22 protein-coding genes and 1 tRNA gene are annotated in these 25,048 nt (G+C 56.0%); 6 read left to right on the forward strand and 17 right to left on the reverse strand.

From position 1 onward, the window contains the following. Positions 1-249 precede the first annotated feature (249 nt). Together C7433_RS23640 and C7433_RS14145 are read right to left on the reverse strand one after the other, a co-directional pair. The gene (locus C7433_RS23640; protein ID WP_158281344.1) at positions 250-525 is read right to left on the reverse strand and encodes a hypothetical protein; all 276 of its coding nucleotides are present in this window, start codon (positions 523-525) and stop codon (positions 250-252) included. A 162-nt stretch (positions 526-687) separates the two neighbouring features. Continuing rightward, a tRNA-Phe gene (locus tag C7433_RS14145) sits at positions 688-763 on the reverse strand. A gap of 295 nt (positions 764-1,058) precedes the next feature. Between C7433_RS14145 and C7433_RS14150 the strand changes: the two genes are divergently transcribed. Genes C7433_RS14150 through C7433_RS14165 form a run of 4 tightly spaced genes read left to right on the forward strand, consistent with a single transcriptional unit; the run spans position 1,059 to position 3,975 of the window. Continuing rightward, positions 1,059-2,288 (forward strand): SpoIIE family protein phosphatase, encoded by a 1,230-nt coding sequence (locus C7433_RS14150; RefSeq protein WP_110268388.1) that lies wholly within the window; start codon positions 1,059-1,061, stop codon positions 2,286-2,288. Positions 2,289-2,304: 16 nt separating this feature from the next. Next, the gene (locus C7433_RS14155) at positions 2,305-2,871 is read left to right on the forward strand and encodes a SiaB family protein kinase (protein WP_006118245.1); all 567 of its coding nucleotides are present in this window, start codon (positions 2,305-2,307) and stop codon (positions 2,869-2,871) included. Next, positions 2,864-3,268: a DUF1987 domain-containing protein gene (locus C7433_RS14160; RefSeq protein ID WP_033739731.1), complete on the forward strand. Its 405-nt coding sequence runs from the start codon at positions 2,864-2,866 to the stop codon at positions 3,266-3,268. The genes C7433_RS14155 and C7433_RS14160 overlap by 8 nt, the downstream gene beginning before the upstream one ends. Then, entirely contained in the window at positions 3,265-3,975 is a 711-nt protein-coding gene (locus tag C7433_RS14165) for a GGDEF domain-containing protein (protein WP_033739733.1), read from the forward strand. The genes C7433_RS14160 and C7433_RS14165 overlap by 4 nt, the downstream gene beginning before the upstream one ends. Here C7433_RS14165 and mrdA read toward each other — a convergent pair. From mrdA to C7433_RS14225, 11 genes are all read right to left on the reverse strand, one after another. Next, positions 3,972-5,855 carry a penicillin-binding protein 2 gene (mrdA, locus tag C7433_RS14170; protein ID WP_110268389.1) on the reverse strand — a complete coding sequence of 628 codons (1,884 nt, stop codon included), beginning with the start codon at positions 5,853-5,855 and terminating at the stop codon, positions 3,972-3,974. The two genes, C7433_RS14165 and mrdA, sit on opposite strands and share 4 nt — an antisense overlap. Positions 5,856-6,060: 205 nt before the next feature. Next, positions 6,061-6,774 carry a purine-nucleoside phosphorylase gene (gene deoD / locus C7433_RS14175; RefSeq protein WP_054633162.1) on the reverse strand — a complete coding sequence of 238 codons (714 nt, stop codon included), beginning with the start codon at positions 6,772-6,774 and terminating at the stop codon, positions 6,061-6,063. A gap of 33 nt (positions 6,775-6,807) precedes the next feature. Beyond that, on the reverse strand, positions 6,808-8,031 hold the full coding sequence (gene deoB, locus C7433_RS14180; protein ID WP_110268390.1) for a phosphopentomutase: 1,224 nt from the start codon (positions 8,029-8,031) through the stop codon (positions 6,808-6,810). 94 nt (positions 8,032-8,125) lie between these two features. Beyond that, positions 8,126-9,454 (reverse strand): thymidine phosphorylase, encoded by a 1,329-nt coding sequence (deoA, locus tag C7433_RS14185; RefSeq protein ID WP_054633161.1) that lies wholly within the window; start codon positions 9,452-9,454, stop codon positions 8,126-8,128. Between the two features lie 59 nt (positions 9,455-9,513). Continuing rightward, positions 9,514-10,293: a deoxyribose-phosphate aldolase gene (gene deoC / locus C7433_RS14190; protein WP_033739743.1), complete on the reverse strand. Its 780-nt coding sequence runs from the start codon at positions 10,291-10,293 to the stop codon at positions 9,514-9,516. A gap of 231 nt (positions 10,294-10,524) precedes the next feature. Next, positions 10,525-11,298: a metal-dependent hydrolase gene (locus C7433_RS14200; protein ID WP_006118238.1), complete on the reverse strand. Its 774-nt coding sequence runs from the start codon at positions 11,296-11,298 to the stop codon at positions 10,525-10,527. Next, entirely contained in the window at positions 11,295-12,344 is a 1,050-nt protein-coding gene (locus C7433_RS14205; RefSeq protein WP_006118237.1) for a patatin family protein, read from the reverse strand. The genes C7433_RS14200 and C7433_RS14205 overlap by 4 nt, the downstream gene beginning before the upstream one ends. A 239-nt stretch (positions 12,345-12,583) precedes the next feature. Beyond that, the gene (locus tag C7433_RS14210) at positions 12,584-12,745 is read right to left on the reverse strand and encodes a DUF1328 domain-containing protein (RefSeq protein WP_003848537.1); all 162 of its coding nucleotides are present in this window, start codon (positions 12,743-12,745) and stop codon (positions 12,584-12,586) included. Between the two features lie 99 nt (positions 12,746-12,844). Beyond that, positions 12,845-13,459, reverse strand: a complete 615-nt coding sequence (gene osmY / locus C7433_RS14215; protein ID WP_006117598.1) for a molecular chaperone OsmY — start codon at positions 13,457-13,459, stop codon at positions 12,845-12,847. A gap of 255 nt (positions 13,460-13,714) precedes the next feature. Then, positions 13,715-15,301: a peptide chain release factor 3 gene (gene prfC, locus C7433_RS14220; protein WP_039342235.1), complete on the reverse strand. Its 1,587-nt coding sequence runs from the start codon at positions 15,299-15,301 to the stop codon at positions 13,715-13,717. Positions 15,302-15,648: 347 nt separating this feature from the next. Further along, the gene (locus C7433_RS14225) at positions 15,649-16,248 is read right to left on the reverse strand and encodes a pentapeptide repeat-containing protein (protein ID WP_110268434.1); all 600 of its coding nucleotides are present in this window, start codon (positions 16,246-16,248) and stop codon (positions 15,649-15,651) included. 423 nt (positions 16,249-16,671) lie between these two features. Between C7433_RS14225 and ftnA the strand changes: the two genes are divergently transcribed. Beyond that, entirely contained in the window at positions 16,672-17,178 is a 507-nt protein-coding gene (gene ftnA, locus C7433_RS14230) for a non-heme ferritin (RefSeq protein ID WP_006117595.1), read from the forward strand. Positions 17,179-17,248: 70 nt separating this feature from the next. Here the strand turns inward: ftnA and C7433_RS14235 are convergent, their stop codons facing one another. After that, a complete protein-coding gene (locus tag C7433_RS14235; protein WP_058708817.1) occupies positions 17,249-19,612 on the reverse strand; it encodes a TIM-barrel domain-containing protein in 2,364 nt (787 codons plus the stop codon). A gap of 10 nt (positions 19,613-19,622) precedes the next feature. Further along, complete coding sequence (locus C7433_RS14240; RefSeq protein WP_033739750.1) at positions 19,623-20,930, reverse strand: MFS transporter; 1,308 nt, start codon at positions 20,928-20,930, stop codon at positions 19,623-19,625. Positions 20,931-21,147: 217 nt separating this feature from the next. On the opposite strand from C7433_RS14240, the gene C7433_RS14245 reads away from it, so the two are divergent. Then, positions 21,148-22,212, forward strand: a complete 1,065-nt coding sequence (locus C7433_RS14245; RefSeq protein WP_039342364.1) for a LacI family DNA-binding transcriptional regulator — start codon at positions 21,148-21,150, stop codon at positions 22,210-22,212. A 17-nt stretch (positions 22,213-22,229) separates the two neighbouring features. Here C7433_RS14245 and C7433_RS14250 read toward each other — a convergent pair whose 3' ends face one another. Both C7433_RS14250 and C7433_RS14255 read right to left on the reverse strand, forming a co-directional pair. Further along, a complete protein-coding gene (locus tag C7433_RS14250) occupies positions 22,230-23,318 on the reverse strand; it encodes an MBL fold metallo-hydrolase (protein WP_033739751.1) in 1,089 nt (362 codons plus the stop codon). Further along, the gene (locus tag C7433_RS14255; RefSeq protein WP_033739752.1) at positions 23,306-25,048 is read right to left on the reverse strand and encodes an iron ABC transporter permease; all 1,743 of its coding nucleotides are present in this window, start codon (positions 25,046-25,048) and stop codon (positions 23,306-23,308) included. The genes C7433_RS14250 and C7433_RS14255 overlap by 13 nt, the downstream gene beginning before the upstream one ends.

Here is a 25,048-nt window from a genome sequence, read left to right on the forward strand (position 1 = left end):
ACCTCGATTTTGAACTAACTTCTGATGAGAAAAATAAAGTTAATTATATTATGAGTGGTTACAGAGGTATTCGATCACCTATTATTATCTTTAGGCATTGAAGCCCATAACGACGCCATTATGTCGAACAATGGGTAAAACAAGAATACGAGCAAACTGAAAGAAAGCTCAAATTCCAGCGCGAATGGCTCAGGTGGTCTACTCGGGCTATTTGCGCGCGAAGCCGATTGCCAAAGCCACGATGCCCGACTATCCGCCATTCTCGTCGATAAACGCCCCGTTGATATCTACCTTGTCGATAGCGAAGGCAGCGATCAGAAACTCCGCAAATGGGCACAACAGCACCGCATTCCCGCTGAACAAGTTAGCAAAAGTCGTATCCCCCTTAACAACGACGAAGGCCGCTGAATGAGATACGGCAACGGCATCATGTAGGTTTTTATCCAACAGGGAGGAAGTGGATGGCGTATTAACAGCCGCTTTAACGCTGAGTGCTCGCAACCCTGAAGCATCAACAATATACAAAGCGTACCGTCGGGTTTGCGTTGTAGCACAATGCTCAAATTGAGTAGCTCTACTCACACTGGCTGAAACATCGGGCCAATTGCAGTACAATCAGTACCGTGTCTTGAGCTGGATTACCCCCCAAACGCAAAAACCCCCGCCGAAGCGAGGGTTTCAAATTTGTGGTGCCCGAACCCGGAATCGAACCAGGGACACGGGGATTTTCAATCCCCTGCTCTACCGACTGAGCTATTCGGGCAACGGGGCGCATTAAACCCTATGCAGGCCCCAGCGTCAAACGCTTTTCACAAAAATGAAATCAACTGCCGCCTTTTCCATCAACCGCAGCAACATTGACCGCCGGTCCCGGTGGCGCATAACTCGGGTGCCGGATTTTCACGCTGTCTAACGCCGCCTGGCTGGCGGTTTTTCGCTGCTATTTTGCTTTATCCACGATTTATCGGCGCTCTTTTTACTAACTGTTTTTTTGCCATAAATCCGTCATCTGCGCTCATTACTCTTAAGATTATTCCTGGACAATCAAGAGCCGCATCATGCAGTTACCCGCCTCTGTGAATACTGTGGTTTCCGCCTCAAGTCGTTACGACGCGCGGGTGTTATGCATTGAGGTCCCTTTTGTCAGTCCGGAGACGGATAACCGTGCGGTGATGGCGCTGTTTGCCGAGCATAAAGATCTCATCGGTTTGCCCGTGGTAGAAAACGGCAAACCGTTTGGCATGATTAACCGCCACATCTTTTTGTCGCAGATGGCGCGGCCCTTCTTTCCCGAACTGTATGACCGTAAGAGCTGCATTGCCTTTATGGATAAGTTCCCGCTGGTGATCGACGTGGAAAACACGCTGGAAAGCGTGGCGCAGCAGGTCGTGGCCAATGGCGATAAGTCCATCGCTGATGGCTTTATCCTGACGGAGAACGGGCACTATATTGGCATTGGTTTAGGGATCGATCTGATCCGCCGCGTCTCCGACTTACAGGCGCGCCAGCATCAGCAGATTTTACAAAGCATTGATTACGCGCGGGTGATTCAGGATGCGATGCTGGACCGATCCAACCAGCTAATCGCGACTCTGCTCGACGACTGGTGTCTGTACTGGCAGCCCAGGGACGGCGTGGGGGGCGATTATTACGCCTTTCACCGTCATGATAACGGCTGGCTGGCGGTCATTGCCGACTGTACGGGCCACGGTATTCCTGGTGCCTTTATGACGGTAATTTTGCAGTCTGCGCTGGAAAATGCGCTACGCGAGGCCGATCTGCAGGCGCCTGCCCGCATTCTGCATGCGCTTAACCACCATATTAAACAAACCCTGGGACAGTTAAATGCGTCTCAGCAAACGTCACTCTCTAACGATGGCTGCGATGCCATCGTGCTGTCTGTCGATACCGAACTGCATCAGCTGCGTTGGGCCAGCGCCCGAACCCAGGCATTTATGCTCAGCAACATCAGTAACGAAATCATCGCGCTCAGCCAGGATCGCGTCGGCGTGGGGTATACCGATACGCCGGAGGATTATGACTGGCCGGAACAGAGCCTGGCATTTAATCGCGGCGATATGCTGTTTGTGCTGACGGACGGCGTCACCGATCAGCCGGGTGGCGAGCGCAATATTATGTTTGGCAATAAGCGCATTCAGTCACTGCTGATGCGCTATCAGCATTTGCCTATGGCGGAGTTATCGCTGGCGTTTCAGCAAGACTATTTAAGCTGGCAAGGTAACCAGGCGCGACGCGACGACGTCACTTGGTTTGGCTTTCGCTATTGATTGCACCGGGAAGAAAATGAAAAACGAATCACTCCGTGGTCTGCCGTTCAACACCGAATCGCAATCTGGTCTTATCGCGCTCCAGTACACCGGCTTTTTTTCGCCGCAAAACATCACGGCAATGGGTGAAGTGGTCAAACTGTTTCTGGAGAACCACGAGCAGTCACAGAAAGTGCGACGACGGCTGTTCTCCAGCTTTGTCGAGATCGCGCAAAACATCCTGCGCTACTCGCAGGACAGCCGGGCGCTGAGCCACAACGATCAGCTCTATCGTTTTGGATCGCTGAGCCTGCGCTATGATGGTGGGCGCTACTATCTGGAAAGTGCCAATCTGGTAGGCAGCGATGCCAGCGTTCAACTGCGTGGCGATCTGGACTCGTTACGGGTCATGAACGCAGACGAAATTAAACAAGCCTACCGCAGTCGGTTACGCGCAGAGAGTCCTGTCTGGAGCAAAGGCGCCAATATCGGCTTACTTACCCTTGCCCGCGACGTCAGTGAACCGCTGGAATACTGCTTCCAGCCACTGGAAGCCAGCGAGCTCTCTGCCTTTTGGCTAAAGGCGACAATCTGCCATGACTAAAGAATCCTCTATGCAAACCATTCATCTCACCGCCACCGAATGCACGCCCGCCGTGGAATTTGATTTTGCGGCCCAGCGATTTTCCCTGCGGGGCGAATCCTGGCCGGAAAATGCGGCCGCCTTTTATCGCCCGCTGCAAAGTGCACTGGAATCCTGGCAACCGCAGGCCAGCCAGCTGACTGAAGTCAATATCGACCTGAGCTATTTCAACAGCTCCAGCACCAAAATGCTGTTTGGGCTGTTCGATCAGTTCAACAGGCTGGCGCAGAACGGCTGTGAGATTGTGCTGAACTGGTTCTATGACGCTGAAGATGACGTGTCAGAAGAGTTTGGTGAGGAGCTGTCGCTGGATTTCACCGCCCTGACCGTCACATTACATGCGGAACAGCGCCAATGACGCACCTTAATGAGCTGTTTCTGGAAGAAACCCAGGCGCTGAACCATGCCAGCCATGTGGCGGCGCAGAGCTGTCTGCACGCCGAAGAGTACCGCCAGGCGTTGTCCGATCTTAATAACCACTATCAGCGGCTGATGCGCGAAACTTACCGGCTGATCTCGCGCAGCGATCGGGCCGAGCGTGAGTTAAACCGGGTGAATGAGCAGCTTATTGAGCTGACGAGAGAGCTGGAGTACAAAGCCACTCACGATCCGCTGACGAATGTCTGGAACCGCAGCGCCATTATTCAGCGCATCAGCGACACACTGACGCGAACCCCCGCCGCTCTGATCATTCTTGATATCGATTTTTTTAAACGGATTAACGACGAATATGGCCATCCCACCGGGGACAAAGTGATCTGCGAGCTGGTGCAACGTATCCAGCGCAACACACCGGACATTGCCAGCATCGGGCGCATTGGGGGGGAAGAGTTCACGATTATGCTGCCGGATACGTTCCTTGGGGAAGCGGTGATTGTCGCCGGGGCGATTCTCGCCTCACTGAACGCGTCTCCCCTGGATGCGTTGCCCGAGCGGCTGGTCACCGCCAGCCTGGGCGTGAGTTGGGGCGCGGCGGGCTCCCACTTCGAAGCGCTTTATACGCATGCCGACGCCGCACTCTATGATGCTAAAAAGCACGGACGTAACCGGGTATTTTTCCGCTAGCGGGCCGGACGCTGGGCAACCTCAACGGGCGGCGGCGTGGTGGGCGGCAGGAAAATATGATCGAGAAGCTGCCGCATTACCGGCGCGGCCAGCACGCCTTCGCTGCCCCCATTTTCCAGGATCAACGCCACAGCCACCTTAGGATCGTTAAAGGGGGCGAAGGCGGTATAAAACGTATGATCGCGCAGCCGCACCGGGATCATTTTGGCATTGTAGGTCTGATTTTGTTTCAGGCTGAATACCTGCGACGTTCCACTCTTGGCCGCAATGCCGTAAGGCGCGGTGTGGAAATACTTGTAGCCTGTGCCGTTCGGCGCGTTAGCCATGCCAAACATCGCGTGACGCACCAGCGACCAGTAAGGGGAATGCGGATCGCCAATCTGCGCCTGCGGCAGTTTCGGCTGGTAAAGCTGCACGTGGTTGCCAAGCTGCGATTTCTCCAGCAGGTGCGGGGCAATGACTCTGCCATTGTTAATCAGCGCCACCAGCGCTTTCACCATCTGGATCGGCGTGGCGATCCAGTAGCCCTGACCAATGCCGACTGACACCGTATCGCCCTGATACCAGGGTTTCTTATGCACTTTCATCTTCCAGTCACGGCTGGGCAGCAGTCCGTTGTACTCTTCATTCAGATCGATGCCGGTGGACTGACCGTAGCCAAATTTACTGAGCATGGTGTGAATACGATCGATGCCCATCATAAACGCCACCTGATAGAAGAAGGTATCCGCCGACTCTTCGATCGCTTTAGTGACATCCAGCGTACCGTGACCGCTTTTTTTCCAGTCGCGATAGCGGCGGTCAGTACCGGGTAATGTCCAGGTGGGCCCGCCAAAAAAGGTGGTCTGTGGCGTAATGACGTGCGTGAGCAGCGCCGACATCGCCATATAGGGTTTTACCGTTGAGGCCGGCGGATACAGGCCCTGCGTGACACGGTTGATCAGCGGTAAATTTTTATCCTGCAGCAGCTTTTTGTACGCCTGATAGCTGATGCCCTTTACGAACGGATTGGGATCGTAGCTGGGGCTGGAAACCATCGCCAGCACTGAGCCATCATGGGGATCTTCGACCAGCAACGCGGCGCGCTGCCCGACCAGCAGGCTTTCCGCGTACTGTTGCAGATGCAGATCCAGCGTCAGCGTAATGTTCTTTCCCGCCACCGGCGGTACTTCTTTCAGCACCCGGACAATGCGCCCGTGGTTATCCACTTCCACTTCCTGATAGCCGGGTTTGCCGTGCAGCAGGGATTCGTAATAGCCCTCAATCCCCTGCTTACCGATGTTATGGTCGGCAGCATAGTTTTCAGCGATGCCCTCTGCGTTCAGCCGCTTGTAGTCGTTATCGTTGATTTTGGAAACATAGCCGATCACATGCGCGAGATCGGCCCCATAGGGATATTCCCGGTCCTGATAGGTATCGATGCTGACGCCGGTAAAACGGAACTGGTTAACCGAAAAACGCGCCACCTCTTCGTCTGTGAGTTCCTCTTTGAGAATGACGGGCTTATAGCGGCTGGTCTGATGCAGATCGTGCTGAAAGTGCTCAATATCTTCCGGGGTCAGATCAACCAGTGGCGTCAGTTCTTGCAACAGCGCCTTCATGTCCTCCACTTTGTACGGGGTAACCGTGATGTCATACCAGGTCACGTTGCGCACCAGCGGGATCCCGTTGCGGTCAAAGATCAGTCCGCGCGTGGGCGCAATGGGGATCATTTTGATGTCGTTCTCGTTCGAGCGCGTCTGATAATAGCTGTGGTCGCGGACCTGCAGGCGATACAGGTTAAAACCCAGGATGCTAAAGCACAGGCAAACCAGTACAAACGCCATAGCGGCACGGCGGACAAACAACTTCTCTTCAGCGTCGAAATCACGGAAATTCATCAGGCAGGTATTTTCTGTATGGCGTGTTGTTATTAATTGTTCGGCTTCATGATAGTGACATCAGCCCGTCGTGCCAGCGCGAAGATGCACAAGCCTGATGAAAAGTGTGTCATTTAGTGAGAATGTTGCGAAATGGAAAACGGGAGAGGATCATCCGGCCGCAGATGCGCAGCCGGATAAAGGGGCCGATCAGCCACCGTGGGGATTAATCACCCAGCAGCACCGACTCCAGCGCGATTTTAATCATGTCATTAAAGGTGGTCTGGCGTTCTGCGGCCGTGGTCTGCTCGTGGGTACGGATATGGTCAGACACGGTACAGATGGTCAGCGCTTTGGCGCCAAATTCAGCGGCTACGCCGTAGATGCCTGCGGCTTCCATTTCCACACCCAGAATGCCGTACTTCTCCATCACGTCGAACATCTGCGGATCGGGCGTATAGAACAGATCGGCCGAGAAGATGTTACCGACGCGCGCCTCGACGCCCAGGTTTTTGGCCGCATCCACCGCGTTGCGCACCATGTCGAAGTCCGCGATAGCGGCAAAGTCATGGTCTTTGAAGCGCATACGGTTCACTTTGGAATCGGTGGATGCCCCCATGCCGATCACGATGTCACGCAGTTTCACATCGGGACGCACCGCACCGCAGGAGCCCACGCGGATGATTTTCTTCACACCGAACTCGGTGATCAGCTCTTTCGCATAGATAGAGCAGGACGGAATGCCCATGCCGTGGCCCATAACAGAGATTTTGCGGCCTTTATAGGTGCCGGTGTAACCCAGCATGCCGCGCACGTTGTTGACCTCAACGGCATCGTCCAGAAAGGTTTCTGCGATGTGTTTCGCACGCAGCGGATCGCCCGGCATCAGTACGACGTCAGCGAAATCACCCATTTCTGCGTTAATGTGAGGAGTTGCCATGATTCTCTATCCTTTTTAAAAATTTCGCTGTTTTTACAGCATGTTCTTGCCGTAGTCCATGGGGGACAGGTCAAAATAGTGTGCAATCGTCTGGCCGATATCCGCGAAGGTATCGCGGTAACCCAGCGATCCCGGCTCGACCTTCGGGCCGTAAATTAAGATCGGAATATGCTCGCGCGTATGTTCCGTGCCTTGCCAGGTCGGATCGCAACCGTGGTCGGCGGTGAGGATCAAAATATCATCCTCTTTGACCAGCGCCATCAACTCTGGCAAGCGGCGATCGAACAGCTCCAGCCCGCCTGCATAGCCTGCCACATCGCGACGATGGCCCCAGGTAGAGTCGAAGTCTACGAAGTTGGTAAACACAATCGCCTGATCCGGCGCGGTTTTCATTTCCTGGATGGTGGCATCAAACAGCGCATCTAGTCCGGTGGCTTTGACTTTTTTGGTGATGCCCTGCTCCGCGTAGATGTCGGCAATTTTACCTACCGAAATCACATGACCGCCCTTCTCATCCACCAGCTTCTTCAGCATGGTAGGCGATGGTGGCTCCACGGCCAGATCGTGACGGTTACCGGTGCGCTCAAAGCTGCCGGCTTTGTCACCCACGAACGGGCGGGCAATCACGCGGCCAATGTTATAACCGCCTTCCGTCAGCTCCTCGCGCGCAATTTCACACAGCGCATACAGGCGATCTAAGCCGAAGGTTTCTTCATGGCAGGCAATCTGAAACACGGAATCCGCCGAGGTGTAAAAAATCGGCTTGCCCGAAGCCATGTGTTCTTCACCCAACTGGTCAAGAATAACCGTACCGGATGAGTGACAGTTACCGAGATAACCCGGCAACTCGGCCCGCTCAACCAGTTTATCCAGCAGTTCCTGCGGAAAGCTGTTCTCTTTATCGCTGAAGTAGCCCCAGTCGAACAGAACAGGCACACCGGCGATTTCCCAGTGGCCTGACGGCGTATCTTTACCGGATGAGCGTTCGCTGGCGTAAGCGTAAGCGCCTTTTATCTCAGCGTCAGGATCCAGTCCCGGCGGGAAACGCCCGGTAGAAAGCTCGGCCGCTTTGCCCAGACCTAACGCGGTCATATTCGGTAAGTGCAGCGGTCCTTTACGGCCCTGATCCGCTTTACCGTTAAAACAGGCTTCTGCGATATGACCTAACGTATCGGAACCTGCATCGCCGAATTTGTCGGCATCTTTGCTGGCGCCGATTCCAAAGGAATCCAGCACCATAATAAAAGCACGTTTCATGCCAGTCTCCTGCGCTAACGCGCGCGACAAGTCAAAAAAAAGCGATCAGATCAGTATACCCGAATCGTCTCCGGTATACAGTCTGTTATCCGCGTTATCCCGCTTCAGTCACACGGCGATAAACCACCGGTGTGGTCGCCGGGGCGCTGTCCCCCAGAGTGATGGCCGCTTTGACAGCGGCGGCGGCCTGCTGCCAGTGCACTTCGCTGCTGGCATGAATAACCGCCAGCGGGCGTGAAGCGTCCACCCGCTCGCCCAGCGCGATCATGTCGCTTAAGCCCACGCTGTAATCAATGGCGTCGCTGGCGCGCTGACGTCCACCGCCCATCGCAACCACCGCCATGCCTAACGCGCGGGTATCCATCTGCGTAACGTAACCTGCGCCATCGGCATAAACCGCTTTGCTCATCACAGGGGCTGTGAGGTAGCTGTCGTAGCGCTCAACGAAATCGGTTGGGCCACGTTGTGCTGCCACCATGCGGGCAAATACCTCTGCGGCTTTGCCGTTATCCAGCACGGCGAGAAGTTGTTCACGGGCGTCGGTTTCGTTAGCCGCCAGTTTGCCGGAAATCAGCATTTCGCTGCACAGGGCCAGCGTCACGTCCAGCAGGCGCGGATTGCGCTGCTCACCCGTCAGGAAGCGCACGGCTTCGCGCACTTCCAGGGCATTGCCCGCCGAGGAAGCCAGGACCTGATTCATATCTGTTAGCAGCGCCGTGGTACGGCAGCCCGCGCCATTCGCCACGCCCACAATGGCCTGCGCCAGACTCTCAGAGGCTTCCCAGGTCGGCATAAAGGCGCCGGAGCCGACTTTGACATCCATCACCAGCGCATCCAGGCCTTCGGCCAGTTTTTTCGCCAGGATCGAAGCGGTAATCAGCGGAATGGAATCCACGGTGGCGGTGATATCGCGGGTCGCGTAAAAACGTTTATCCGCCGGTGCCAGCGAGTTAGTTTGCCCGATGATGGCCACACCAACCTGTTTGATGGTCTGGCGGAAATGGTCATCGCTGGGGAAAATGTCAAAACCGGGAATCGCCTCCAGCTTATCCAGCGTACCGCCGGTATGGCCCAGTCCGCGTCCGGAGATCATCGGGATATAGCCGCCACAGGCCGCCACCATGGGTCCGAGCATCAGCGAGGTCACATCGCCCACGCCGCCCGTGGAGTGCTTGTCGACCACCGGCCCGTTCAGATTCAGTGAAGCCCAGTTCAGGACGGTGCCGGAATCCCGCATCGCCATGGTCAGCGCAACGCGCTCCGGCAGTGACATATCGTGGAAATAGATGGTCATTGCCAGTGCGGCAATTTGCCCTTCGGACACGCTGTTATCGCGCACCCCGTTGATGAAGAAACGAATTTCGTCTTCAGTCAGCGCCTGGCCGTCACGTTTTTTTCGAATGATTTCTTGTGCGAGGTACAATGTCGCCCCCTTACGTCAGGGAAAGAGGAGAAGAGGCGGCCGTGAGCCGCCCGGATGAATCAGTAACCCGACTTGCTGGTGTCGCTGCTGTGCCCAAGCGTGTTGAGCAGATTTGCCAGCAGGCTGGAGGCACCAAAACGGAAATGGCGGGCATCGGCCCAGTCGGCACCCAGCGTGTCATCCGCCAGCTGCAGATAGACAGCGGCATCTTCAGCGGTGCGAACGCCGCCTGCCGGTTTGAAGCCAACCTGCGCTTTCACACCTTTGTCGCGGATGACGCTCATCATGATCTGCGCCACTTCCGGCGTGGCGTTGACCGGCACTTTACCGGTTGAGGTTTTGATGAAGTCAGCCCCGGCATCAATCGCAATTTCAGAGGCCTGACGAATCAGCGCTTCCTGCTTCAGTTCGCCGGTTTCGATAATAACCTTCAGTAAAACGCCGGCTTCCGCACAGGCGGTTTTGCAGGCCTTGACCAGATCAAAGCCGACCTGCGCATTGCCTGCCATCAGCGCGCGATAAGGGAAAACCACATCCACTTCATCAGCGCCGTAAGCGATGGCGGCACGGGTTTCGGCCAGCGCAATCTCAATATCGTCATTGCCATGAGGGAAGTTGGTTACGGTGGCAATGCGCACGTCAGGCGTGCCCTGCTCACGCAGCGTTTTACGCGCCACGGGAATGAAACGCGGATAAATACAGATGGCAGCGGTGTTACCCACCGGAGATTTCGCCTGATGACAGAGCGCGATCACTTTCTCGTCGGTGTCATCCTCGTTCAGCGTGGTTAAATCCATCAGTTTCAGGGCGCGCAGGGCCTGCTGTTTAATATCGGTCATGGTGATCTCCAGAACATCGGGTAAACGTTCGCCCACCCTTGAGTGTGATAATATTAACAATGATAACGGCCATTTTTTGTGCACAAAATCACATAAAAGTATGAAACGGCTGCAAACACTCAGCGAAAATTTAGATTATCTGCAAAGTATGGCGCAAGGCAGCCAGTATAAGTCAGCGACAGGGATGTTACTATTATAACATTTCACCAGGACACGATGTGACGGCGGGAATTATGCAAGCGAAAACAGCGCATGACTGTTGTGCCATAACGCGTCGGCGATTTCGGCGGGCGGCTCGTCACGCAGTTCACACAACACCTGCCAGACTAAAACGGCGCGCTCGGGCCGGTTTGGCTGGCCCTGGTAGCCGTTCAGCGGCATATCAGGCGCATCGGTTTCCAGCAGCAGCGACGAGAGCGGTAAACGGGCAATCGTCTGCCGGGTTTTACTGGCGCGGGGATATGTAATCGTGCCGCCTACGCCAATCGCATAGCCGAGCTTAATAAACGCCTGCGCCTGCTGCAGGCTACCGGCAAAACCGTGTACGACGCCGCGCCGTGGCACAGCCTGCCGACGCAGATGCAGTGCCAGCTGATCGTGCGTGCGGCGCGAATGCAGGATCACCGGCAGATCGTAACGTTTCGCCAGCTTCAGTTGCGCATCCAGGAAACAGGTTTGCTTATCAAACTGCGGATCGTCCCGATACAGATCCAGGCCGATCTCACCGAGGGCCACCAGCTTTGGGGGCCGCTGTTGTAACAGGCTTTCAAGCTGAGCGAGGTGCTGCTCCTCGTGCTGCTCCGTCACAATCGGATGCAGGCCGAGTGCGGCATATAACGCGCGGTGCTGCCGGGCTAACTGGCAAACAAGGTCAAAGCGCCCTGCCTCGACCGACGGCACAATAATTTTTTCTACGCCCGCGTCCGCAGCCTGGCGCAGACTGACGTCAGCCGCGTCCACAAACGGCGGAAAATCAAAGTGACAGTGGGTATCAACAAACCTCATGTCAGCGGACCCTCGCCATAAGTGCCATCGTTGCCGGTCAGCGGGATGACCGGAGCGATATCCCCCGGCTCATTTGCCACCGGCGCAGAAGGGACCACAATATCCAGCCCTGTGTGGGGCTCGGCATCGCTCAGCCATTGCCCCAGCGTGGCAATAAAGTAGCGACCACAGCGGCGCCCCAGATGGTAATCCTGATTCAACGCGGCAATACGACTGCCCAGTGCGTTACTGGCTAACACGCGCGGCGGGAAGATTTCGATGATACGTAAATCACCCGGCGGCTTTTCAATAAACTGCTGGGTTTCGCGATAGGTCTGCTCGTGATGGTGCAGAATCTTGATCATCGGCTGCAGCGCCCCGCCGCTGAACCAGCGTTCCATACGGGTCACCCAACGGGGCACATCGAACATCTGCGACGGCACGGTACGGATGACCACAATGGTATCGGCCCCGCGTTTTGCCGCTTCGCGTACGGGAATCGCATCGCTGACGCCGCCATCCAGATAGCTTATGCCTTCCAAATCCACGCCCAGACGGTAAAAGCCCGGAATGGCGCTGGAAGCCTTAATAATATCCAGCCAGTTACTGGCTGTGGGGGCAAAGTAACTGGGGGCATAATCATCACTGCGACAGGCGCACATGTAAAATTGCCGCCCCGAAGCAAACAAGGTTTCGGCGCTGGTCATGGCCAGCGGAAATTCGCTGCGGGTGATATCAATTAACCAGTCGAGATCGATAAGATTACCGCCGCGCAGGAAACGCACGGGGTCAAAGAACAGCTTACTGGTGGTATAGCGGGTAATCACCCGACGTGCATAGCCCGGCTGGCCGCAGACATAAGCGGAAAGGTTCTGCGCACCAGCAGAAGAGCCTAACAGCAACTGAAAGGGATTGAATTTTGCCCGCTGGAACTCATCCAGAACGCCTGCTGTGAAAATGCCGCGCTGGCCGCCGCCCTCGCACACTAAGGCAATCTTGTTGGCTTTAAACGGTGTGAGTGCAAGGGGTTCAATGGCCCCGAGCGTCACGGGAATACGTATACCCAATGTACCGACCTCAGAGTGGGATCCCGAAATACGAATGAAGAGAATGCAGGGAGTTAATTGTGGGTCGATACTAGCACGGAGAACCAGTCAGAGTGTCCATTAATTGTGCTATTAGCGTTGCGCTTTTTAACACTTCGTTGCGAATATGAAGCATCCTTTGCTTCACACTACCTTTCGCGACAAATAACTGGTCTCCGTTTAACGCTGACTATGCCAGCGTTAACCTGTCTGGGTCATCGCTATAGCTTTTTACGGCCAGTAAACAAGCTGATGAGGAACAGAATAATACCCACCACGAACACGACTTTCGCTGCCCATGCTGCGGTACCGGCCAGGCCACCAAAACCTAATGCAGCGGCGATCAGTGCAATCACCAGAAAAATAATGCCCCAACGAAACATAAGCCTCTCCTTAACCATTTTTAATATTGAACTGCTTGTTTCATCCCAGGATGGGTATTCTTATTTGTGCGGCCCGGACAGAGGCCTCACGGAGTCATGTTAAGACTTGACCTTCAGGTCGTTTTTAACACTTTTTACGCCTTCGATAGCTTTCGCGATGCTCTCGGCACGATCGGACTGCGCCTGGTTCGCCACTTCACCTGAGAGCTGTACCACACCGTCGGTGGTTTCAACTTTCACGTTACGTGAAGGAACCTTGTCATCTGCTAATAGCTTAGCTTTAATTTCGCTGGTTGTAGCAGCGTCACCGGCATAACCTTTCATGGACTGCTTTTTCACGTCTTTTACGTGCAGCTTGTCACTAACGGATTTCACGCCTTCCACTTTCTTCACCACGGCCACGGCTTTTTCCGCCTGGTCTTGTGAAGTCACGAAACCGCTCAGCGTCACAACGCCGTTGTGGGTTTTGACCGAAATATCGGTGCTCTTAATCGAGTCGTCATCCACCAGCGCCGCTTTCGCTTTCGCGGTCACCGCGCTGTCGTCCATAAAGCCACCGACTTTCTTCATTGAGCTGTCGATTTTCGCGCCTGCGCTGTCAGCAGTTTGTGACGCTTTCTGAGACGCGGACTCTTCTGCAAAGACGTTTCCGCTTAACAGTGCGGTACCTACCATTGCAGCCATTAATGTTTTAGTAAGCTTAGTTGTGTGCATCGATATCATCCTTCTATCTGTTAATTCGCCCCAGACTGTGGGCGCAAGAGCAGCAAACAACGCTACTGCGGCACAGGACGCATGGAGAAATAAGTCTCTTTAACCGTCCGATGAAATAAGGATAGTCGGGATTTGGCACTTTGCTCGGGTAACTGGTTGATCGTGCGTCAAAAGCGAGGAAAAAGCGTGTTTTAGGAGGGTTCTGTATCGTGGGAAACCGGGCCATTCCCAGGGAGAATGGCCCGGAAAACGCGATTAGTGTTCGCGGGTTTTGCGGAAAATGACGTCAGGATAGCGCTCCTGAGTGATGTTCAGGTTCACCATTGTTGGGGCGATATAGGTCAGATTATCGCCGCCATCCAGCGCGAGGTTGACCTCGTTTTTACGCTGGAAATCTTCAAATTTTTTGGCGTCTTTGCATTCAACCCAGCGCGCCGTCGACACGTTAATCGCCTCATAGATGGCTTCGACGTTGTATTCGCTCTTCAGGCGCGCCACCACCACGTCAAACTGCAGCACACCGACCGCACCGACAATCAGGTCGTTGTTATGCACCGGGCGGAACACCTGCACTGCCCCCTCTTCCGACAGCTGGACTAATCCTTTCAGCAGCTGTTTCTGCTTAAGCGGATCGCGCAGGCGGATACGGCGGAACAGTTCGGGGGCGAAGTTCGGAATCCCGGTAAACTTCATGTTTTCACCCTGCGTAAAGGTGTCGCCGATCTGAATGGTGCCGTGGTTATGCAGGCCGATAATGTCGCCCGGATAGGCTTCTTCCACATGCGAACGGTCGCCCGCCATAAAGGTCAACGCATCCGAAATCACTACATCTTTGCCGGTACGGACCTGACGCAGCTTCATGCCTTTTTCATAACGCCCCGACACGACGCGCATAAAGGCCACGCGGTCACGGTGTTTCGGGTCCATGTTGGCCTGAATTTTAAACACAAAGCCCGTGAATTTCTCTTCTTTGGCTTCAACGGTGCGGGTATCGGTCTGGCGCGGCATAGGGCGCGGCGCCCACGCCACCAGGCCATCCAGCATATGATCTACGCCGAAGTTACCCAGTGCGGTTCCGAAGAACACCGGCGACAGCTGACCGCTGAGAAACGCGTCCAGTTCAAACTCGTGTGATGCGCCCTGCACCAGCTCCAGCTCGTCACGCAGTTGCGAGGCCAGCTCTTCCCCGACGGCCGCATCGAGGTCAGGGTTGTTCAGGCCCTTAACGATGCGGACTTCCTGAATCGTGTGACCTTTACCGGTCTGATACAGGTAGGTTTCGTCCTTGTAGAGATGGTAAACGCCTTTAAACAGCTTGCCGCAGCCAATCGGCCAGGTGATGGGCGCGCAGGCAATTTTTAGCTCACTTTCCACTTCATCCAGCAACTCCATCGGATCGCGGATATCACGGTCAAGTTTGTTCATAAAGGTCAGGATCGGCGTATCGCGCAGACGGGTTACTTCCATCAGCTTACGGGTACGATCCTCGACGCCTTTCGCCGCATCGATCACCATCAGGCAGCAGTCGACCGCCGTCAGCGTACGATAGGTATCCTCGGAGAAGTCTTCGTGCCCCGGTGTATCCAGCAGGTTTACCAGGCTGTCACGATAGGGAAACTGCATAACGGAGGTAGTAATCGAAATACCACGCTGCTTTTCCATCTCCATCCAGTCGGATTTTGCGTGCTGGTTAGAGCCACGGCCTTTTACCGTACCGGCGGTCTGGATAGCCTGTCCGAACAGCAGAACTTTTTCGGTGATGGTGGTTTTACCGGCATCCGGGTGCGAGATAATCGCGAAGGTGCGGCGGCGTGCCACCTCTTCTAAAAAGGGATTAGACATGAGTGAATTCTTCTCAACGTAGCCACGCACTCTCAGGCGCAGCAGATAAATCACGGTGGCCGGCAGAATTTTACCGGCGAGTAAACGGTGCCAGATGCGACTTTCTGTCGTCGCGGGATGAGCGCAAAGTTACATTGGCGTGATTCCGGTTACCTGGTCAACTTTAAGGCGGCATAGCATACAATATTTTGCGCTATTGGCCTACAGCGGACGGAAGAGAAAGTCGCGCCACCGGCAAACAGCGGGTCACTGCGCAGCAGATGGCTGCTGGTGAAGTCAACGCGGGGGAAATGACGCCGGGTTTTCTCCGGTCTTTGCGGTATTCATCCCGCCGCCTCGCCAGCGGGTTAATCCACCAGTTCAATGCCCAGACTTTCCAGCAGGCAAACCGCCTCCAGCCGCGAAAAGCGGGTTTTTTCGACTGTGTTATTAAAGATGTTGATGGCGTAATGCCAGGATTCCGTCAGATCGGCCCCGCGCAGCACGGTGTGATGAAACAGGCTGCCCGTCATGTCACACTCGGTCAGCGTTGCACCCGTTAAATCACACTCTCTGAAATCCACCTCGATCAGTTTGCATCCTTCCATTTTCACACCGTGCAGCCGCAGACCAAAAAACGATCCGCTGGTCAGGATACACGTTGAAAAGTGCAATTCATGGTCCAGGTAAAAATCAGGCCACCAGGCTTTCGTCCAGTCCATGCCGGTCAGCTTGCAGTCGTTAAAGTGAACGCCAAAGAAGCGGGTGCCGGACGGATCGACCAGACTGAGGTTACAGTGCGTAAAGACGCAGTTAATGAATTTACAGGCTGAAAAGCGCGCCGAGGTAAAGTTAACGTGCGTAAATTCACAGTCTTCAAAATGCGCCTGCGTGAGCACCGGTTCGCTGAGATCGCAGGTGGTAAAACACGCATCATAGTATTCAGTGTTGCTTTCCAAAGATTGCATTTTTACGCCATCCTCTTTCGTGCGAAGACACAGGCCCCGCTCCGCATAGTAAACCCCGGTCAGGCACACCAGTGTAATGCTGTTCATGCTTCCTGACGCGATTATGGCCTTACCTTATCACCATGACGGGAAAAAGCGGTTGCCGGACAGTAGCAGAACGCCGCAGAACGCGGTCCACTGACGGATCCGGGCCGACTGGATAAACCGCCTTCACGCCCGCGCGTCCGGCACAACCTGGCTCAGACACAGGCAGAAAAGCAGACCACAATGATAATCGCTCGCATTCAAGAGTTGAAATAATTCTTTTTAAATCAATCAGATAAAATGGTATTTTTTTAACAAAATGCTTCACATTTCTTATAAGCCTGATGCATAATTCATCACTTATCACCTGTCTATTTACAATGAAATAAGGACGCGGCCATGCTGACTGCTGAAATGACTGGGCGTTTAAACGACCAGCTGAACCTGGAATTTTTCTCCGCGAATCTCTATTTACAGATGAGTGCGTGGTGCAGCGATAAAGGCTATGAGGGCGCAGCGTCCTTCCTGAAAATGCACTCACGTGAAGAAATGGAACACATGCAGCGCCTGTTTAACTACCTGAGCGATACCGGTGCGATGCCGGTGCTGGGTACCATCGCAGCCCCGCCTGTTGCCTACAATTCACTGAACGAAGTGCTGATTCAGGCGCTGGATCATGAAAAGCTGATCACCAGTAAGATTAACGAGCTGGCCCATGCGGCAATGACCACCCAGGACTATTCGACCTTCAACTTCCTGCAATGGTACGTTGCGGAACAGCATGAAGAAGAGAAGCTGTTTAAAACCGTACTGGACAAACTGGCGATGGTCGGCGAAGGCGGCAATGGCCTGTTCCTGGTAGATAAAGACCTGGGACGCATGAGCACTGAAACGCACTCAGCCTGAATACAAACCGGCCCACGCAGGTGGGCCGGTGGTTATCGTAACGAACCCTACCGGTCTGACACGTTACGGCTTATGCCAGCCGATAGCATGACGTCATTTCACCGTTGATCCACAACGTACGTTTCTCACCCGGCGGTAAGATAACCGTCATTTCCCGCCATGCTGGCAGATAATCCCCGCGCTTCTCGACCGTCAGATCCAGCCGCGACGCGCTACTGGTTAACGTCCAGCTCAGCCAGAGTGCATTGCCCTGGCGCCAGCCGTGCGATTCGCCGTCATCGTCAAACAGCTCACCGTGGGTTGTGGCGTTGCCCGGCGCAGGCCATACCTGCAGTTCACGCACGTTGTCACGTTGCGCATCGGTGGTGGTTTCACACTGGCCAAGCGGAAGCGCGGCACCTGCGCGCACCAGCAGCGGCAGGCGATCCAGCGGTGCATCCAGCGTAACTGTTTGTCCGCCCGCCAGCCAGTTGCCGTTATGCCAGTCATACCAGCCGTGTGGATTCTCGGGTAGATATACGGATCGGGTACGCGCGCCCTGCTCCACAACGCTGGCGACCAGCAGGTCGCGTCCCAGCATAAAGTCATCGCACTCATCATAGGTCCGTGCATCGTTCTCATGGTCCAGGAAAGTCGGACGCAGCATCGGTTCATCGTGCGCGCTGGCCTGCCATGCCAGCGTATACAGATACGGCATCAGTCGGTAACGCAGGCGAATCGCCTCGCGGATCATTGGCGTGGCTTCCGGATACATCCACGGCTCATTCACGGTGTGATCGTCATTCCATGAGTGAATGGTAAAACGCGGATGCATAACCCCATTCTGAACCCAGCGCACAAACAGCTCCGGATCCGGTTTATCCCCGGCAAAGCCGCCGACATCGTGCCCCACGTTAAACAATCCTGACAGGCTCATCCCCAGTCCCATGCGGATGTTGTAGCGCAGGGTCTGCCAGTTGGTCCGGTTATCCCCGCTCCAGGTCTGCACATAGCGTTGCATACCGGCACAACCCGAACGGGAAATCAGGTACGGGCGTTTTTCCGGGGCAAAACGCTGTTGGGCTTCCAGCGAGGCGCGCATCATCAGCAACGGCATGACCGGACGAATATGCTTAATGGCAATCGGCTGGCCGAAGCCATGACAGCGCGCTTCGCCGTCCCAGACTTCATATTCATTGTTGTCGTTCCAGGTCGCGTCGATGCCTTTTTTCAGCAACTGCTCCGTGACGTTTTCCTGCCACCACGCCACCGTTTTGGGATGGGTGAAATCCAGATGCGAACCTTCGTCGTCCCAGAACACGGAGCGTTCTGGCTGATCCTGCTCAGAATCACGGATAAACAGTCCCTGAGCCGCCACCTCGTCATAGCGCGGATGATCCTGTAACAGACAGGGTTTGATATTGGCTGCCAGCTTCATCCCGGCATCATGGAACGCGGCGGTCATCGCCTCGGGATTGGGCACTTTGTCGTAGTTCCAGTTAAAGACATAGCGCTTGTTATTAATCGAGGTATAACCGGATGACAGCTGAAACGAATCACAGGGGATCTCATGCTCACGGCACAGCTGGATGAAGGAGAGCAGCTGGTGTTGCGCATCCGGCGCATCGGTGTAGTGCATGGTGGATCCGCTATAGCCCAGGCTCCATTTCGGCTGAAAGAGCGTTCGGCCCGTCAGGCGCACAAACGCCTTGGTCACATCCAGCAGCGTCGGCCCCAGCATCATGTAGTAATCCAGATCGCCCGCCTCTGCACGATAGCGGCGATAAGGCAGATGGTAGTTATCCAGCTCATTGCCCAGATCGAGCCAGCTACTGGAAAGATTATCGTAGAACAGTCCAAAACTGACGCCGTCGCGCTGGGTCAGCGTGAAGGGAATATGTTTATAGAGCGGATCGGTGCTGGCCGCGTTATAGCCCATCGCATCCAGATTACGCATCTCATAGCGGCGATTAACCCGGTTAAGATCCCCGCTCTTTTCGCCCAGGCCATACACCCGATCCTGCGGCTGACGGCGCTGGTAATGTTCAACGCCATCGCCATGCATGTTCAGCAGATAAGCCCCGGTATGACGATCGGCCGCCAGCGGCTGCCACTCTGTGCCATCGAAATGCTCCCAGCTAAGGTACAACGGCGAATGCACCGTCACGCGCAGCCGGTCGGTGGCCAGGCGAACAAACTGCGCCCCCTGTTCAAAGGTGAATGCGGGCAACGAAAAGCCTTCCAGCGATTCCCGATCGCGCCCCTGCCAGGGCACATCATCCTGAGGCGCAATGCTCCAGGTCCGGTTTAATGCCAGCTCCCCGTCGCGTTTCAATAACACGCGCATCAGCCCGCTTTCCAATACGTAAATACGTAAAAAGTGACGCTGCTCAGTTTTCAGTTCGACGAAGTGCGCTGCCTGCTGATGGAGCGTCCATGTCTTAAGCGTTTTCATCAGATTACCCTCAATTTTTAGCAATATTCTGGCGGCGTTCGGCGATAAACATCACCAGGAAAACCGCGCCAATCAGGTCAAAGAAACCCATGGCAATAAACAGGGGATTGAAGCCAATCGTGTCGGCGGTGACGCCGATAATCAGCGAGAAGATAAAGCTGGCGATCCAGGCGCAGGATCCGCGCATGCCGTTGACTGTCGCCATCTGGCGGCGATCAAAACGCTCTACCACCAGCGCACTCAACATGCAGGAGATCACCTGATGACCGAAGCCACCAATGGAGATCAGCGCGATGGCCAGGTAGGGATCTTTAACCAGCGTCATTAACGCCAGCGAGATCATCAGCACCGCACCGGTGATCGAACTGGCGACGATCGAGTTCACCCGGGTGCAGCCAAACCAGCGCACATAAATTTTGGTCAGATAACCACTGGCCACGCTGCCAATATCTGCCGCCAGGAAGGGCAGCCAGGCAAACATCACGATCTGTTTCAGATCCATGCCGCGTTCATTGGCGAGGTAGAGCGGCACCCAAAAGCTCAGCACGGCCCAGGCGGGTTCGGCTAAAAAGGCCGGAATGGCAATGCCATAGAATTTCTTTTCTTTGCCGATGACTTTCAGCGCGGTAAAGAACGGTAACTTTTCACCGATGACTTCCTTGTCCTGCGTAATAAAATCCCGCTCTTCATCCGACAAACGAGGATGGCGTTCCGGTGAGTGATAACCCCACCACCAGAGCGCGACCCAGATAAGGCCAAGGCCGCCGGTCAGCAGGAACGCGCCCTGCCAGCCAAAGGAGATATGGGCGACATAGATGATGGGCGGTGCCAGCATCGCGCCAATAGAGAACCCCACGCCCGCCCAGCCTGCCGCAACCGGACGTTCCTTTTTCGGAAACCACTCGCCGATGGCCTTGGCGTTGGCCGGCGTCGCCGCCGCTTCGGAGGCGCCCATCACAAAGCGCAGCAGCGCCAGATGCAGCCAGCTTCCCGCCCCGGCGTGCAGCAGGCAGGTGATCGACCAGATGACGGCGCAAATCAGAAAGCCCATCTTCAGACCGATGACATCGATTAACCAACCGCACACGGGCTGAAACAACGTGTAGGCCAGCTGGAAGGCGGCAACGACCCAGGAATATTGCTCGGTGCTCATATTCAGGGTGTTTTTCAGTTCAGGGGCCAGAATGCCCAGGGAGTTTCGGGTGATGTAGTTCACCGTCACGCCAAGCAGAAACATGCCCAGCATCCACCAGCGCAGATTTTTTATGATCCGCAGCGGGCGCGATGCGCTGCGGGCAGAGGTTGAGTCGAGACTCATGATGACGCTCCTGTAGCCAGTGATTATCACGTTGCCGTGAACAAACTTCTCTCTGCCCCGACCTTAAAAAAGCGCAAAACGTGGGTACAGCCAATTTTTTGCAACTCTTTTCATGGCAAGCTTGCAGCACAACAAAAATGTCCGTTCACACCAGAAAGGACACGATTCAGCACTTTATGAAAAATTTTTCATTTGCAGACTTGAGGGCGATCACAGAATGAAACAAAGCTTAAAAGTGAGCGAAATTGCCGCCCTGAGCGGTGTGTCGGTGAGCACGGTTTCACGCGTTCTGGCCGGCAAAGCCAACATTCGCCCTGCCACGCGCGACAAGGTACTGCGTATTGCCCAACAGCAAGGTGTGCTGGACAACCTGCACCATGGCCGGCTGCTGCTTAATGACCTGATCGTGTTTGCGCCGCCGCGTGCCTTCGATATTCGTACGGATATTTTCTATTACAAGGTGATCCAGGGGATCAGCGAAGCCGTGAAACCGCACGATGTCCGGGTGCGCTACTGCCCGCTGGAAGAAGTCGACAGCGATGCGGCACTGTTTATCGATAAGATGCAGCAGACCGAAGCTGCGCTGGTGATTGGTATTGATGATGAACATATCCATCAGCTGGCCGCTGAAATGCACAAGCCCTGCGTGCTGATTAATGCCCGCGACCGCCGGATGCGCCTGCCGTCGGTCTCCCCCGATCATCATCTGATTGGCGAGTTCTCAGCACGCTATCTGTTTGAACAAGGCCACCGGCAAATCCTGTCGCTGCACTGCCTGCGGCGCTACACGATGGAGCAGCGGCTACAGGGCGTCCGTGATGCCTGGCATGCCATGAATCTGCGCTTCGACAGCCGTCAGCATCTGTTAACGCTGAACAGCTTTAGCAGCAATGACGCCCGCGACCGGCTGAGCGACTACCTGCGCCATTGCCCTCAGGCGCAGCGGCCCACGGCCATTCTGGCCAGCGGCGATTATATTGCCGCCGGGGCGGTTCAGGCGTTACAGCAGGCGGGCCTGCGGGTGCCGGAGGATGTGTCGGTGATGAGCATGGATGGTTTTAACCTGGCGACCGTTCAGGAGATCCCCTTAACCTCGGTACAGGTGCCACGCGATGAGCTGGGCGAAGCCGCGGTGAGAATTCTTCAGTCGCTCCGGTTAGATCCGGATCTTCCTCCGGGTAACCTGCTGCTGAACGGCAAACTGGTGGTGCGCGATTCGGTACGCCGCATCCGGGATAATCCGGGCCATGCGCCGGTACAGCAGTACGGGCTTTACAGTTGAAGCCGTTTGCTAAAGCGTCAGACAAAACTCTCCCAGCGGGATGACAGCGTGAAGTGACGCTGCCAGCACAGCGTGCTACCCGCACGGGCCATCAACTGCTGACACTGTTCGGGTGCGACAAAGGCGGGGATCACCTGCTCGGCTCCGCAGTGTTTTATCAGGGCCAGTTGATCGTCCAGCGGCGGATGAACGTTCCAGGGCAGCCACTGCGCCAGCCCGTTTTGCAGCATCTCAAAGGCTCGTGTCCCGCGGGCGACGTGGCTACTAAAAATCAGGGTAAACTCAGGGCAGTGGCTCAGCGTGGCCGCCAGACCGCTGTCGGCGACCGCATCGGCAGCCACGATTACGCTGTCAGGTTGCCAGCGTGCCGGTGTCGGCTCGCGCAGCAGCGGCAGTAACGCCAGCGCCGTGGCGGCCGGTAACGTTTTTTGCGCCAGCAACTGGGAGACTTCCTCGCGCACCTGCGGACACAGCCTGACCGGTAATCCCTGGCTGCGCAGTCGCAGGGCCATCTCTGGCCCTCTGCCATGTAACGGTGCCGTGACCACCGCCCCGTGTCGGGCCGCCTGCACCAGCGCGTCGACCTGTTGATGCAGACGCTGATGACGGTCGCCGTAGGACGCATCGGTAATCAGCCAGCGCGCCCGTGGTGGGCGGTCAAACGGTAACAATAATGACTCGCGGCTCCAGTCACCCATATAGGTGATGCCGCCAGCGACAGGCAGATGAAGCCACACGGATCCTGGTGAATGTCCGCTCCGGCCGGTAAACAGATTCAGTGGCCCTACGGCGCACTGGCCCTGTAAAGGCAGCGCATGTCGGCAGCGCGCAGGCACCGGACCGTCGCCCAACTGCTGCCAGGTGATGTCCGTCGCGTAAACCGGTGGCGAGCCCAGTTGCTGCCAGCTGTCCAGCGCCCCGGTATGATCGCGATGAGAATGGGTCAGGCAGATCGCATCAACCTGACCGATGGCGGCCAGATCGGGTCTGACGCCCGGCTCCGGCCCGGCACCCAGGTCCCACAGCAGACGATAGCCCTGAATCTCCAGCAGGAACGCCGCGGGCAATTTGCCGCCCACCCCGCTCACAACGGTCAGGCTTGCCATGGCAATGTACCCTGTGGCAGACGACGCGTTAAACGCGTCGCCAGCAGCATTAACGTCAGAACCACCAGTATCATCAGGCAACCCACCGCCGCCGCCAGCGGCGCAGATCCGCCTTCATCAAGAAAGATAATCGTGGGACCGAGGGTTTGCGTTTCCGATGTCACCAGCAGAACCGATACCTGAATTTCGTTTAACGCGGTAAGAAACACCAACAGACCGCCTGCCAGTGCGGAGGGTGCGGCCAGCGGCAGTAAGATATCGCGCATACGGCGCATCAGTCCTGCGCCACACAGACGGGCGGCTTCATCAAGCGCAGGTTCGATTTGCGCGAAGCCAGCCAGCACAGGCCGCAACACCAGCGCCAGAAAGTTGGACAGATAGGCGGCCAGAATGATCCAGACCGTGCCATAAATCGACACGTCCAGCAGCGGAAGCGGCGGCAGAAAAAACAGGATTGCCGCCACGCCAGTGACAATACCGGGCAGCGCATAGGTCAGCTCGCTGGCGAACCACAGGCCGCGAACCAGTCGGGTACGCTGCCAGCTCAGAAAAAAAGCCAGAAACAGCGCCATGGCGGTCAGGATCAGCGTCGCCAGCCCGGTCAGCCACAGGCTGGTTGCAAAAGCATGGCGGATGGCGGGATAGCCCCACAGCGCCTGAAAAAAGTTTTCCAGCGTCAGGGTTTGCCACGTCAGAGCCTGTCCAAAACCCCGCGTCAACGCGCTGGTCAGCAACGCACTGACGGGCAGGATAAGCGTTGCGACCATCCACAGCCAGGCCAGAATTTCTGTCGGCAAACGTGCGCCCTGTAGCGGTTGTCGCCACGCCTGCGGGGATCCACTGACGCGGACATCGCGCCGTCCGCCCAGCCAGCCGCTCAGCAACATGCCCGACAGGCTAATCAGCGCCATCAGCAACGAATAGACAGCCGTGTCCGGCAACGCACCCGGACCTGTCGCGTTAAGCTGTTGATAGACCAGGGTGATAAGCGTCGGCAGGCGCGCCGGAATGCCCAGCATGGCCTGAATACCAAAATTGCCGACGGCCGCGACAAAGGCCAGCGCGGCGCCGGCAAACAGGGCCGGACGCGCCAGCGGCAAAATGATGGTGCGAAGAATCTGCCCATGTGACGCGCCACTGATACGCGCCGCTTCCACCAGTTCGGCGGGTAAACGCCGCAGACCGGCCCGTACCGTCAGAAACACCAGCGGCGCGCTGTGCAGGCCCAGCAGCAGTACGATGCCGCCCCATGAAAAGAGCGGCTGATCGCCTGGCGCGAACCAGGGTAAACCCAGTAACTGAAACAGTGAGGCCAGCAGGCTACCCGGTGCCAGCGCCTGCAGCCAGGCCAGCGCGGTCACCTGGGGCGGAATCATCAAGGGCAGAATAAACGCAAAAACCCAGGCTGCTTTGGCGCGCATATCGCTGAGCGCGACCAGCCAGGCAGCGAGCGTGCCCAGCAGCAGCGACAACAGTGTGGCACAAAGCCCGATACTCAAGGTATTGAGCGTTGCACTGAGGACCCGCCGACTGACCAGCAACTGCGCCAGCCGCGTCAGATCGGGGACGCCCTGCGGCGCTACCGCCGTCCAGATAAGCCGGGCAAAAGGCGCCACCGACAGCAGCCCAATCATCAACACCAGCACGCCCAGCACCCACGGCTCGGCGCGAAAACGCCCGCGTGTAAGATGCCAGCAGCGAGGCTGACTGTCGTGACTCAGCACGCTCAT

It is taken from the genome of Pantoea sp. PNA 03-3 (assembly GCF_003201175.1).
GTDB classification, from domain to species: Bacteria; Pseudomonadota; Gammaproteobacteria; order Enterobacterales; family Enterobacteriaceae; genus Pantoea; species Pantoea stewartii.

Excerpts from the sequence above, each read along its gene's own strand:
- deoC (WP_033739743.1), bottom strand. The coding sequence starts at position 10,293 with ATGACCGATATTAAACAGCAGGCCCTGCGCGCCCTGAAACTGATGGAT.
- osmY (WP_006117598.1), bottom strand. The coding sequence starts at position 13,459 with ATGCACACAACTAAGCTTACTAAAACATTAATGGCTGCAATGGTAGGT.
- C7433_RS14245 (WP_039342364.1), top strand. The coding sequence starts at position 21,148 with ATGAAACAAAGCTTAAAAGTGAGCGAAATTGCCGCCCTGAGCGGTGTG.
- C7433_RS14210 (WP_003848537.1), bottom strand. The coding sequence starts at position 12,745 with ATGTTTCGTTGGGGCATTATTTTTCTGGTGATTGCACTGATCGCCGCT.
- prfC (WP_039342235.1), bottom strand. The coding sequence starts at position 15,301 with ATGTCTAATCCCTTTTTAGAAGAGGTGGCACGCCGCCGCACCTTCGCG.
- ftnA (WP_006117595.1), top strand. The coding sequence starts at position 16,672 with ATGCTGACTGCTGAAATGACTGGGCGTTTAAACGACCAGCTGAACCTG.
- C7433_RS14240 (WP_033739750.1), bottom strand. The coding sequence starts at position 20,930 with ATGAGTCTCGACTCAACCTCTGCCCGCAGCGCATCGCGCCCGCTGCGG.
- mrdA (WP_110268389.1), bottom strand. The coding sequence starts at position 5,855 with ATGAATTTCCGTGATTTCGACGCTGAAGAGAAGTTGTTTGTCCGCCGT.
- C7433_RS14155 (WP_006118245.1), top strand. The coding sequence starts at position 2,305 with ATGAAAAACGAATCACTCCGTGGTCTGCCGTTCAACACCGAATCGCAA.
- C7433_RS14150 (WP_110268388.1), top strand. The coding sequence starts at position 1,059 with ATGCAGTTACCCGCCTCTGTGAATACTGTGGTTTCCGCCTCAAGTCGT.
- C7433_RS14250 (WP_033739751.1), bottom strand. The coding sequence starts at position 23,318 with ATGGCAAGCCTGACCGTTGTGAGCGGGGTGGGCGGCAAATTGCCCGCG.
- C7433_RS14160 (WP_033739731.1), top strand. The coding sequence starts at position 2,864 with ATGACTAAAGAATCCTCTATGCAAACCATTCATCTCACCGCCACCGAA.
- C7433_RS14225 (WP_110268434.1), bottom strand. The coding sequence starts at position 16,248 with ATGCAATCTTTGGAAAGCAACACTGAATACTATGATGCGTGTTTTACC.
- C7433_RS14255 (WP_033739752.1), bottom strand. The coding sequence starts at position 25,048 with ATGAGCGTGCTGAGTCACGACAGTCAGCCTCGCTGCTGGCATCTTACA.
- C7433_RS14235 (WP_058708817.1), bottom strand. The coding sequence starts at position 19,612 with ATGAAAACGCTTAAGACATGGACGCTCCATCAGCAGGCAGCGCACTTC.
- C7433_RS14200 (WP_006118238.1), bottom strand. The coding sequence starts at position 11,298 with ATGAGGTTTGTTGATACCCACTGTCACTTTGATTTTCCGCCGTTTGTG.
- deoB (WP_110268390.1), bottom strand. The coding sequence starts at position 8,031 with ATGAAACGTGCTTTTATTATGGTGCTGGATTCCTTTGGAATCGGCGCC.
- deoD (WP_054633162.1), bottom strand. The coding sequence starts at position 6,774 with ATGGCAACTCCTCACATTAACGCAGAAATGGGTGATTTCGCTGACGTC.
- C7433_RS14165 (WP_033739733.1), top strand. The coding sequence starts at position 3,265 with ATGACGCACCTTAATGAGCTGTTTCTGGAAGAAACCCAGGCGCTGAAC.